8 protein-coding genes are annotated in these 12,159 nt (G+C 65.8%); 3 read left to right on the forward strand and 5 right to left on the reverse strand.

Annotated elements, in window-relative coordinates; genetic code table 11:
* Window positions 1-33 precede the first annotated feature (33 nt).
* Genes ACR9Y6_RS12400 through xylA form a run of 4 tightly spaced genes read right to left on the reverse strand, consistent with a single transcriptional unit; the run spans window position 34 to window position 5,518 of the window.
* Entirely contained in the window at window positions 34-1,581 is a 1,548-nt protein-coding gene (locus ACR9Y6_RS12400; RefSeq protein ID WP_481281556.1) for a xylose ABC transporter ATP-binding protein, read from the reverse strand.
* A gap of 58 nt (window positions 1,582-1,639) precedes the next feature.
* The gene (xylF, locus tag ACR9Y6_RS12405) at window positions 1,640-2,653 is read right to left on the reverse strand and encodes a D-xylose ABC transporter substrate-binding protein (protein ID WP_481281557.1); all 1,014 of its coding nucleotides are present in this window, start codon (window positions 2,651-2,653) and stop codon (window positions 1,640-1,642) included.
* 29 nt (window positions 2,654-2,682) lie between these two features.
* Entirely contained in the window at window positions 2,683-4,209 is a 1,527-nt protein-coding gene (gene xylB / locus ACR9Y6_RS12410) for a xylulokinase (protein WP_481281558.1), read from the reverse strand.
* Window positions 4,202-5,518, reverse strand: coding sequence for a xylose isomerase (xylA, locus tag ACR9Y6_RS12415; RefSeq protein ID WP_481281559.1), 1,317 nt, complete (start codon window positions 5,516-5,518; stop codon window positions 4,202-4,204). Before xylA ends, xylB begins: the two co-directional genes overlap by 8 nt.
* Before the next feature lie 156 nt (window positions 5,519-5,674).
* Here xylA and ACR9Y6_RS12420 point away from each other — a divergent pair, with 156 nt between their 5' ends.
* From ACR9Y6_RS12420 to ACR9Y6_RS12430, 3 genes are read left to right on the forward strand one after another with little or no spacing between them, the layout of a single operon-like run.
* Window positions 5,675-6,853: a XylR family transcriptional regulator gene (locus ACR9Y6_RS12420; RefSeq protein WP_481281560.1), complete on the forward strand. Its 1,179-nt coding sequence runs from the start codon at window positions 5,675-5,677 to the stop codon at window positions 6,851-6,853.
* A 28-nt stretch (window positions 6,854-6,881) separates the two neighbouring features.
* Window positions 6,882-7,931 carry an aldose epimerase family protein gene (locus tag ACR9Y6_RS12425; RefSeq protein ID WP_481281561.1) on the forward strand — a complete coding sequence of 350 codons (1,050 nt, stop codon included), beginning with the start codon at window positions 6,882-6,884 and terminating at the stop codon, window positions 7,929-7,931.
* A 32-nt stretch (window positions 7,932-7,963) separates the two neighbouring features.
* The gene (locus ACR9Y6_RS12430; protein WP_481281562.1) at window positions 7,964-9,898 is read left to right on the forward strand and encodes an ATP-binding cassette domain-containing protein; all 1,935 of its coding nucleotides are present in this window, start codon (window positions 7,964-7,966) and stop codon (window positions 9,896-9,898) included.
* Window positions 9,899-10,157: 259 nt separating this feature from the next.
* On the opposite strand, the gene ACR9Y6_RS12435 is transcribed toward ACR9Y6_RS12430, so the two are convergent.
* A complete protein-coding gene (locus ACR9Y6_RS12435) occupies window positions 10,158-12,140 on the reverse strand; it encodes a methyl-accepting chemotaxis protein (RefSeq protein ID WP_481281563.1) in 1,983 nt (660 codons plus the stop codon).
* Between the last annotated feature and the right edge of the window lie 19 nt (window positions 12,141-12,159).

A 12,159-nucleotide genomic window follows, 5' to 3' on the forward strand; every position in this document is an offset into this window, starting at 1 on the left:
TTCCCTGGTAACGCGTGAATGGTTTTCGGAGGATCAGGCCGCGTGCGCGGGCCCTTCGGCGGCATGCGAGATCGCCGCGGCGAGCACCTGTTCCTGGGTGAGGTCTACGTTCTGGAAATCGCCGCGTAGCTTACCCTCGCCCACGACGAGGACACGATCGCTGACTCCCAGCACTTCGGGCATCTCCGACGAGACCATGACGATGGCCACGCCCTTGGCGGCCAGTTCGAACATCAGCTTGTAGATGTCGTACTTGGAGCCGACATCGACGCCACGGGTGGGCTCGTCGAGGATCAGCACCTTCGGCTTGGGCAGCAGCATCTTGGTCAGCACCGCTTTCTGCTGGTTGCCGCCGGACAGGCCGACGATGGCCAGCTCGGGACTCGCCGTCTTCACGCGCAGGCGCTTGATCTCGGCATCCACGGTCTGCAACTCGGCCTGGCGGTCGATCTGGCCCGCGCGGGCATAGTGCGAAAGCGTCGCCAGCGTGATGTTGTCGCCCACGCCCAGCAAGGGAACGATGCCCTGCCGCTTGCGATCCTCGGGGACCAGCGACAGGCCGGCCTTGATCGCCTGTTCGGGCGACCTGACCTTGATCGGCTTGCCTTCGAGCAGCAGCTCCGCCTCGTAGCGTCCCGGGTAGGCGCCGAAGATCGCCGACACCAGTTCGGTGCGACCGGCACCGACGAGTCCGGCGACACCGAGGATCTCGCCGCGACGGATCTGGAACGAAATATCGTCGACGCGCTTGCGATTCGGATTGGCGACATCCCAGCAGGTGACATGCCTGGCCTCGAAGATCACTTCGCCGATGTCGTGCTCGACCTTCGGGAACAGGTTCTCGATGTCACGTCCGACCATGGCGGTGATGATCGAATGGGTGGTCATCTCGCTCATCGGCTTGGTGACGATGTGCTTGCCGTCCCGGATGACGGTGACCGTGTCGCACACCCGCGCCACTTCCTCGAGCTTGTGCGAGATATAGACGCAGGCCACGCCGTCGCGCTTGAGGTCTTCGATGATCGACAACAAGGTGTCGGTCTCGGACGAGGTCAGCGAGGAAGACGGCTCGTCGAGGATCAGCAGGCGGGCGTTCTTCGCCAGCGCCTTGGCGATCTCGAACAATTGCTGGTAGCCGCCGCCGTAATTCATCACGGGAGCCGCCACGTTCACATCCTTCAGCTTCAGGCGGGCGAGCAGCGCCTCGGCCTTGGCATACATGGCGTCGTAGTCCATCACGCCGCCGAACTTGCGGATCTCGTTGCCGAGGAAGATGTTCTCGGCGACGGAGAGCTGCGGGACCAGCATCAGCTCCTGGTGGATGATCACGATGCCGGCATCCTCGCTGTCGCGCACCGAGTACGCCTTCAGCGGCTTGCCGTCGAACAGGATCTCGCCTTCCCACGTGCCGTACGGGTACACGCCGGACAGGACTTTCATGAGGGTGGACTTGCCTGCGCCATTCTCGCCGCAGAGACCAACGCACTCACCGGGCCGCACGGCCAGGTCGATGCCATTGAGCGCGCGCACGCCGGAAAATTCCTTGACGATCTGACGCATCTCGAACAGGTATTCGCTCACCGGTACTCCTTTCGCTGGACGATGCCCCGCACCGGGCGGGGCATCGCCGATCTTACGCTTACGGGCCGACCTGGGCCTGGGTGTAGAAGCCGTCCTTGACCACGAGATCCACGTTCTGCTTGGTCAGCAGGGTCGGGGTGAGCAGGATGGTATCCACATCCTTCTTGCCGTTGTTCATCTTCGAGGTGAACTTCGGCGCGGTGCCCTGGACCAGGCCGACCGCCAGGTTCGCCGCTTCCGTGGCGATTTCCTTGATCGGCTTGTAGACCGTCATGGTCTGGGTGCCGGCCTTGATCCGCTTGATCGCGGCGAGGTCGGCATCCTGGCCCGACACGGCCACCTTGCCTGCCAGCTTCTGGCCGTTCAGGGCGGCGATGGCGCCACCGGCGGTGCCGTCGTTGGAGGCGACGATGCCCTGGATGTTGTTCTTGTTGGCGGTGAGCGCGTTCTCGATAATCGACTGCGCGTTCGAGGCCAGCCATTCGTTGGTCCACTGCTGGCCGACGATCTTGATGTCGCCCTTGTCGACCAGCGGCTTCAGGACCTTCATCTGGCCCTCGCGAAGGATCTTCGCGTTGTTGTCGGTCGGAGCGCCGCCGAGCAGGAAGTAATTGCCCTTCGGTGCCGCGTCGACGACACCCTGGGCCTGCATCTGGCCGACCTTGTCGTTATCGAACGAGATGTAGGCGTCGACGTCGGCATTCAGGATGAGGCGATCGTAGGAAATCACCTTGATACCGGCCTTCTTCGCCTCGGCGACGACCGTGGTCAGCGTCTTGGCGTTGAACGGCACGATGACGATGACATCGACCTTGCGCGAGATCAGGTTCTCGATCTGCTGGATCTGCTTCTGCTCGTTGGCATCGGCGGACTGCACCGACACGGTGGCGCCCTTGGCTTCCGCCGCGGCCTTGAAGTAGTCGCGGTCGCGCGTCCAGCGCTCCACGCGCAGGTCGTCGATGGAGAAGCCGATCACCGGCTTTTCCTTGCTGGCGTGCGCCTGCGGCGCCGCGAAAAGGCCGGCACCGATCATCGATACGGCCAGCAACGTATATAGGGCCTTCTGCTTCATGCTCATCTCCATGCTTATGGAATCGCCCTTCAGGAGGGGCGGAAATCGTCGCCGCGAACGGCGTCGGAATACAGCGGCTTCAACTGCTCGTAAGAGCGGCGGAACAAAGGGTGGCGCGTTTGCAGGAAATAAGCATGACGCGCTGCATCGGGCTCGCGCACGGCGGTGACCGCCGGCATCGGGCAAACGGCATCGAGGGAAGCACCCGGCTCGATGGCCAGCCGCGCGAGGCGTGCCGCCCCGAGCGCGGGCCCCACCTCGCCGCCACTGCGCAGGACCAGCCGCTTGCCGAGGATATCGGCGAGCATCTGTGTCCAGTAGGCACTGCGCGAGCCCCCGCCGATCACGGTGATTTCATCGGCCACGAGGCCGGTCGACTCCACCGCCAGCAAGCCGTCGAGCAAGCCCAGCCCCACGCCTTCCAGCGTGGCATTGGCGAGGTCGGCGCGGTCCGTGCCGGGGCCCAGGTTCGTGAACGAGCCGCGCGCATGCGCGTCGTTGTGCGGCGTGCGCTCGCCCGTGAGGTAGGGCAGGAACAGCGGACCGTTTTCCTGGAGACCCTTGGCCTCGGCCTCGGCGAGCAGGGCGGGCACGTCCTTCTGGCCGGTGAGCTTCGCGGTGAAATCGAGGCAGCTCGCCGCGTTCAACATCACCGACATCAGGTGCCAGGTGTCGGGCAAGGCATGGCAGAAGCTGTGCACCGCCTGCTCGGGACTCGAGCGGAAGCCATCGGACACGGCGAAATAGACGCCCGACGTGCCCAGCGAAAGCATGGCCTGGCCATGGCGCACGATGCCCACGCCCACCGCACCCGCCGCGTTGTCGCCACCGCCGGCCGCTACCGGAACGGTGTCCATGCCCCAGCGCTCGGCCAGTTCCTTGCGCAGGCGCCCCGCGGGCTGGCTTCCCTCGAACACCCGCGGCATGTGCGACTGGTCGAGGCCCGTCGCGGCAAGCATGGTGTCGCTCCACTGGCGCTTCTCGACATCGAGCCAGAGGGTGCCGGCCGCATCGGAAGCGTCGGTCATGTATTCGCCGGTGAGGCGCAGGCGCAGGTAGTCCTTCGGCAGGAGCACCTTGGCGACGCGATCGAACACCTCGCGCTCGTGCTTACGCACCCAGGCGAGTTTCGGCGCCGTGAACCCAGGCATGGCGAGGTTGCCGGTGATCGAACGAAAACCCGGCACCCGCTCCAGTTCCGCGCATTCGATATCCGAGCGGCCGTCGTTCCAGAGAATGGCGGGCCGCAGGATAGCGTCGGACTTATCCAACAGCGTGGCGCCGTGCATCTGCCCGGACAGGCCGATGGCCGCCACGCGGCGGGCATCGGTTCCCTTGAGGACGTCCGCGACGGCCGCCTCCGTGGCGCTCCACCACGTGGCCGGGTCCTGCTCCGACCAGCGCGGCTTCGGATGCGAGACCTCCAGCGGGCTGGTCGCGCTGGCACGCACCTCACCGGCCTCGTCCATGAGGACGGCCTTCACCGAGGACGTGCCCAGGTCGATACCGAGGTACATGCGTGCCGAAGCGTCCATGTCGGGGGTCATATCACCCATAGATATAGCGGTTGACGATGTTTTCGAGCAACTCCTGGCCACCGGAGACATGCTTCGGATGGATGTCGCGGGCGATCGCCTCGTCGGACAGCGAGGCCAGCGTGAAGCCGCCCTGCAGGATCTTCTTGCCGAAATCGGCGTCCCAGCCGGCGTAGCGCCTGGCCTTGAAATCGGCCAGCGCGTCGCGCTCGATCATCTTCGCCGCGCGTTCCAGGCTGAGGGCCAATGCGTCGATCGCGCCGATGTGGCCGTGGAAGAGATCTTCCGGCGCGTTGCTCTGGCGGCGCACCTTGGTGTCGAAGTTGAAGCCGCCCGTGGTGAAACCGCCGGCCTTCAGGATCTCGTAGGTGACCAGGGTCAACTCTTCCACGCTGTTCGGGAACTGGTCGGTATCCCAGCCGTTCTGCGGGTCGCCGCGATTGGCGTCGATCGAACCGAACACGCCCAGCGCGATCGAGGTCGCGACCTCGTGATGGAACGAGTGGCCGGCCAGCGTGGCGTGGTTGGCCTCGAGGTTGGTCTTGACCTCGTTCTCCAGGCCGAACTCCTTGAGGAAGCCGTAGACCGTGGCGGTGTCGTAATCGTACTGGTGCTTGGTCGGCTCCTGCGGCTTGGGCTCGATCAGGATGGTGCCGGTGAAACCGATCTTGTACTTGTGCTCGATCACCATCTGGAAGAACCGGCCCAATTGCTCGCGCTCGCGCTTCAGGTCGGTGTTGAGCAGGGTGTCGTAGCCTTCACGGCCACCCCACAGCACGTAGTTGGCACCGCCCAGGCGATGCGTGGCTTCCATCGCGTGGCGTACCTGCGTGGCCGCGTAGGCGAACACTTCCGGCTGCGGATTGGTCGCGGCACCGGCGGCGTAGCGCGGGTTGCTGAACACGTTGGCGGTGCCCCACAGGAGCTTCACGCCGGTCTCGGCCTGCTTCTTCTCGAGGACGTCGACCATCGCCGCGAAGTTCTTCTTGTAGTCGGCGAGGCTGTCGCCTTCCGGCGCCACGTCGGTATCGTGGAAGGTGTAGTACGGCGTGCCCAGACGGGAGAAGAAGTCGAACGCGGCGTCGGCCTTCTCGCGGGCCTTGGCCATCGGCTCGCCGGCCGTCTGCCAGGGGCGCTCGAAGGTACCCGCGCCGAACACGTCCGAACCCGGCCAGACGAAGGTGTGCCAATAGCAGGTGGCGAGACGGAGGTGCTCGGCCATGCTCTTGCCGAGCACCTGCTTGTTCGGGTCGTAGTGGTGGAACGCCAGCGGATTGTCGCTGCCGGGGCCTTCGTAGCTGATCTTGGGGACGCTGGAAAAGTACGACATAACAATTCCTTGACAAACGTGGGGACGAATCCCGACGATCCTGACGAGCGGCGCCTATGGCGCGCAATTGCGATTTCCGACGGGGCGCGGCTCTTTTTCGATGCCGCGCTGCGTCATGGTCAGATAACGCAAAGCCTGATAGTTTTGGACGGACTCATGTCTCCCCACAGAATCGCTTTGCTGTTCAATGCCAACAAGGTATACGACCGCCAGGTCATCGCCGGCATTGGGCATTACCTCAACAGTACGCGCGTGGAATGGGACCTCTTCATGGAGGAGGATTTCCGCAGCCGGATGCGCGACATCCATCAGTTTCGCGGCGACGGCGTGATCGCCGACTTCGACGATCCGGAAGCCCCCGACGCGTTGCGCGACCTGCACATCCCGGTCGTCGCGATAGGCGGCTCGTATCACGATCCCGCCGCTTATCCTCCCGGCGTGCCCTATATCGCCACGGACAACGCCCGGCTCATCCGGCTCGCGTACGACCACCTGATCGAACAAGGCCTCGGCCGTTTCGCGTTCTATGGCATACCGCCCCACCCCGGCAGCCGCTGGGCGCAGGAACGCGAGCATGCCTTCCAGGCGATCGTGGACGAGGAATCGGTCGAGGGGATGGTCTACCAGGGCTCGCCGACCAGCGCGGGCGGCTGGGGAATGGCGGTGGAGGAACTGGTCACCTGGCTGGCCGAGCTGCCCAAGCCGATCGGCATCATCGCCGTGACCGACGCACGCGCCCGGCAGTTGCTGCAGGCTTGCGTGATCGGCGGCTTCGCCGTACCCGAGCAGATCGCCATCGTCGGCATCGACAACGACCCGATGGCGCAGTTGCTCACGCGCATTCCGCTCACCTCGGTGATCCAGGGCGCGGAGGAAATGGGCCGCACGGCCGCCCACCTGCTGCACCAGATGCTGCGCGGCATGGATTGTTCGGGCACGCGCGTGCTGGTGCCACCCGTCGGCATCAACGTGCAGGTGTCGAGCAAGTACCAGCCGATGCGCAGCCCGCACGTGATGCGGGCGAGCCACTACATTCGTCAGTACGGTTGCCTGGGCATCAAGACCGAACAGGTGGCCGACTACGTCGGGGTGTCGCGCACGGTGCTGGAAGAACACTTCAAGCGCGAGCTGAAGCAGACCGTGCACCAGGTGATCCTCAAGCACAAGCTCGACACCGCCTGTGAACTCATGACGAACTCCGACACGCCGCTCGCCGACATCGCGCTGCGCTGTGGCTTCACCTCGCTCCAATACATGTACGCGGTGTTCCGTCGCGAATACGATTGCACGCCGCGCCAATACCTCGACCTCCATCGCAAGACGGCGGCGACCTGATCGCCTTCCGCAGGGAAACGCTTCACCCATGCCTGTATCCAACGCCACCGCCTGGGGCCAACTCCCCGACGGCCGCCCGCTCCACCGCTGGACCCTGCGCAACGCGCGAGACACCCAGGTCGAGATAGCCGACCTCGGCGGCACCCTGCTCTCCTGGCAGACCCCGGACCGCCAGGGCCGCGTGGGCGAGGTCTTGCTCGGTCACGCCGACGCGGGGCAGTACATCGATTCCAACGCCTACATGGGCGCGATCGTCGGCCGCTGGGCCAACCGCATCCGCGGCGGACGCTTCCGGCTCGACGGCATCGACTACAAGGTCGACCGCAACGACGGCGGCAACCACTTGCACGGCGGCAACTACGGATTTCACCTGCAACGATGGGACGTGGAACCGGAAGGCGAAGACCTGGTGCTGCGGCTGGTGTCGCCCGAGGGCGATGGTGGGTTTCCCGGCGAAGTGAAGGTCGAATTGCGCGTGCGACTCGATGACGACGGCACGCTCGACCTGCGCTATATAGCCACCAGCGACGCCCCCACCCCGCTCAGCCTGACCGCGCATCCGTATTTCAACCTCAACGACCGGCGGCCGGATATCCGCGACCACGTGATCCGGATCGACGCGGACGAATTCCTGGCCATCGATGCGGGGGCGATACCGGTGGGACGCCAGCCCGTGGCCGGCAGCGCCTTCGATTTCCGCGAGGCGGCGCCGATCGGCTCGCGCCTGCACTGGCCCGACCCGCAATTGCAGATGGTGGGCGGCTTCGACCATTGCTATGTTCCGCGTCAACCCGCGGCCCAGGCGCTACGCGTGGTCGCGGAAGTCGTGGAACCATCCAGCGGGCGCCGTCTCACCGTCGAGAGCGACCGCCCCGGCCTGCAGTTCTACAGCGGGCAGAAACTCACCGGGCAACCGTCGCGAAACGGCGACGCCTACGGTCCGTTCGCCGGCTTCGCGCTCGAGACCCAGGCCTTTCCCGACCAGGTCAATGGCCCGGATGCGGAAGGCGCGATCCTTCGCCCCGGCGCGGTATGGCGCCAGCACACGCGCTACCGGGTGGATACGCCGGTGTCATGAGGTGACGGGGCGCCACCGGGTACAATATCCGGATGTCCCTTATCCAACTCCTCAACGTCGACTTCAGCGTCGGCGGCCCGCTCCTGCTCGAACAGGTCGACCTTTCCCTCGATGCCGGCGAACGTGTCTGCGTCGTCGGGCGCAATGGCGCCGGCAAATCGACGCTGATGAAGCTCATCGCCGGGGAACTGCATCCGGACGATGGCGAGATCCGCCTTCAAGGAGGCACGCGCATCGCGCGCCTCACGCAGGAAGTGCCGCAGGATACGTCCGGCAGCGTCTTCGACGTGGTGGCCGACGGCCTGGGCGAACTGGGCCACCTGCTCGCGCGCTATCACCATCTGCTGGAGACGGGCGACATGGACGCGCTCGGCGACGTGCAGTCGCAGATCGAGGCCCACAACGCATGGGATCTCGATTCGCGCGTGCAGCAGGTGATCGAACGCCTGGAGCTGCCGGCGGACACCGATTTCTCCGAGCTGTCCGGCGGCATGAAGCGCCGCGTCCTGCTTGGCCAGGCGCTCGTGCGCGATCCGAACCTGCTCCTGCTCGACGAGCCGACCAATCACCTCGACATCGAGGCCATCGCCTGGCTCGAAACCTTCCTCAAGGGCTTCGCCGGCAGCATCGTCTTCATCACCCATGACCGCAGCTTCCTGCGTGCCCTGGCCACGCGCATCGTCGAGATCGATCGCGGACAGGTCACCAGCTGGCCCGGCGACTACGACAACTACCTGCGCCGCCGCGAGGAACGCCTGCACGCCGAGGCCCAGGCACAGGCACATTTCGACCGCAAGCTGGCCCAGGAAGAAGTGTGGATCCGCCAGGGCATCAAGGCGCGGCGCACGCGGAACGAAGGCCGCGTGCGCGCGCTGAAGGCGATGCGCAACGAGCGCGCCCAGCGACGCGAACAATCCGGCAATGCCAGGATCACCCTCGCCACGGCCCAATCCTCGGGACGCAAGGTGATCGACGCGAAACACGTCACCCAGGCGTACGGTGGCCGCACGCTGCTGCGCGATATCTCCACGACGATCATGCGCGGCGACCGCGTCGGCATCATGGGCCCGAATGGCGCGGGCAAGTCCACGTTGCTGAAGATCCTGCTCGGCGAACTCAAGCCTCAGGAAGGCGAAGTCACGCTGGGCACGGGGCTGGAAGTGGCTTACTTCGACCAGCACCGCTCCACGCTCGACGACCGCCTGAATGCCCTCGACAACGTGGCCCAGGGCCGTGAGTACATCGAGCTCAACGGCCAGCGCAAACACATCGTCGGCTACCTGCAGGATTTCCTGTTCTCGCCCGAACGGTCGCGCGCGCCTATCACGCGGCTTTCCGGCGGCGAACGCAACCGCCTGCTCCTCGCGAAGCTGTTCGCCCAGCCGTCGAACCTGCTGGTGATGGACGAACCGACCAACGACCTCGACGTCGAGACACTGGAACTGCTCGAGGAACTGCTGAACGAATACACCGGCACGCTGCTGCTGGTGTCGCACGACCGCGACTTCATCGACAACGTGGTGACCAGCACCCTTGTGCTCGAAGGCGATGGCGTGGTCGGCGAATACATCGGCGGCTACAGCGACTGGTTGCGGCAGAGGCCCGCCGCGACCACGAAACCTGCCGGGTCGAAGGCCGCCTGGTCTTCGTCTTCGGCATCCGAGGCGTCGTCCGCGTCGGGGGCGGCGCAAGCCTCCACTGCTGCTTCGGCGGCGGCGGCCGTGGCCGCGCCCATCGCAGCCACGCCAAGGAAAAAACTCTCCTTCAAAGAGCAGCGCGAGCTTGAATCGCTGCCGGCGAAGCTGGAGGAACTCGAGGCCGAGATCGCCCGCCGTACCACCGCCATGAACGACCCGAAGTACTTCCAGCAGGACGCCGCGACGATCACGCGCGGCAACGAGGAACTCGCCAGGTTGCAGGCGGAACTGGACGTGGCGTTCGCGCGCTGGGAAGAACTGGAAGGCTGACGACGCCCACGCGATATAAGCCGATCCATAAGGCCCTCACCTGGTGGGAGCCGACCTTGTCGGCGATGGGTGCGTGCGGAAACCTGGCCCGCTGCCGCGGGATCGCCGACAAGGTCGGCTCCCACCAAGGCACGGATCGCCGACAAGGTCGGCTCCCACCAGGGAACCCATCGCCGACAAGGTCGGCTCCCACCAGGGAACCCATCGCCGACAGGGTCGGCTCCCACCAAAGGCTCGGGATCAAAGGCTCGGTCGGCGTTTACAGCCGAAACACCTCGACCACGCGGGCCAGTTCCGCGGCCTGGTCTTCCAGGCTCTTCGCGGCGGCCGCCGCTTCTTCGACCAGGGCCGAGTTCTGCTGGGTCGAGTCGTCCATCCGCGAGACGGCATGGTTGATCCGGCCGATCTGTTCGGACTGTTCGCCCGAGGCCTGGCTGATGTTGCCCATCAGGTCCGCCACGGCGCGGATGCGGCCCAGTACCGTCTCCATGTTGCGCCCCGCATCCGTCACCAGGCCGTGCCCCGCGTCCACCTGGGCCACCGACTCGGTGATCAGCGACTCGATTTCCTTCGCCGCCGACGCGCTGCGCTGGGCGAGATGGCGCACTTCTTCCGCCACCACGGCAAAACCCTTGCCTTGCTCACCCGCCCGCGCCGCCTCCACCGCGGCATTGAGCGCGAGGATATTCGTCTGGAAGGCGATCCCGTTGATGATGCCGATGACATCGGCGATACGCTGCGCCGAGGCCTGGATACCGTTCATCGCTTCGACCGCCTCCTGCATCGCGCCCGCTTCCTGCTGAACCGCCACGCTCGCGTCGGCCGCCAGCGCGCTCGCCCTCGCCGAGTGGCCCGCGTTGTCGCGGACCGTGCGCGTGAGCAGGTCGAGACTGGACGCCGTCAGCTGAAGCTCGTGCGCCTGGGTTTCCGTGCGTGAAGACAGGTCGGCATTGCCCGCCGCGATCTCCGAGGTGCTGCCTGCCATGCTGGCCGCGGCCTTGCGCACGGAGCGTGCGATGTCGCCAAGACCGTCACCGATGCCATCGATGGAACGCATCAACTGGCCGATCTCGTCGCCCCGCGCGGAAGCGAGCCGCGCCGTGAGGTCGCCCTCGGCGAGGCGTCGCGCCGCCTCGACGGCGTCGGCCAGCGGCCGGGTGATGCGCATGCGTATCGCGAGGAACAGGAACACGCACAAGGCGATGACCAATGCGATGCTGGTCGCCGCGGCGACGAGGCGCATGTGCCGGACCGGACCGAAAAGGTCGTCCATGTCCACCGTGCCCGCGACGAGCCAGTTCCACGCCGGATCGGTCGCATAGACGGCCAGCCGGTCCACCGATCGGCCGTCCACATCGACGCGATAGCGCAGCTCGCCCTTGCCGCCCGACAGCATGCGGCCGAAGATCGGCTGGCCATCCACGTCGAGCATCTTGAGCGCGGCGCCGGGTGCCGTCGCGGCCTCGCTCTTCATCGCCGGATCGACGATGAGGGTGCCATAGCGCTTTCCGGCGCTGGCATCGACGACGGAGTAATAGCCGCTCCGGCCCATGTGGATCGCGGCGATCTCGTCCTGCAGCGACTTCATCTCCTTGCCGATCTCCACACCGACGAAGAAGACGCCGAGCACGTTGCCCGCCTCGTCCTTGATCGGTTCGTAGCGCGTGATGTACGGGCGATCGAACAGCACGGCCGGGCCGCCGTACGACTTGCCCGTGAGCAGCAGGGGAAAGGCGGGATGGGCATGATCGATGGAGGTTCCGACGGCGCGCGAGCCGTCCTCTTTCTTCAACGAAGTGGTGACACGAACGAAGTCGGGCCCGTCGCGGACGAACAGCGTCGCCACCACGTGCGCACGCGCGGAAAACTCGTCGGTCAGGGTGAAGTCGTTGTTCAACGGCTTGCCGTCGTGCAGCAGCAGGGGCACCGTGTGCCCCGCCATGGTGACGCGGTGCTTGTCGTCGACCGTGAACTTGCCCGGGAAATAGCTCTTGTACACGCCGAGGAAGCGGTCGGACTCGGCCAGCAGCGCGCCGCTGAACGTGTTGACCGTGCCGATGATCGCCCGGTTGCCACGGGCGAGGTCCTCGCGGGCCCTGGCCTCCAGCTCCCGCGAGGCCATGGTCGTGACGACGACGGTGAGCAAGGCGATGCCGAGGGCGACGATGCCGACGACGAGCAGGGTCAATCGCGCACCGACACTCATCCCGCGCCGGCCGGCGCGGTCGCTGTTCTGTTTCATGGAGTCCTACCGAAGTGGT

The sequence above is a fragment of the Luteibacter sp. TLI7-4A genome (genome assembly GCF_056754745.1).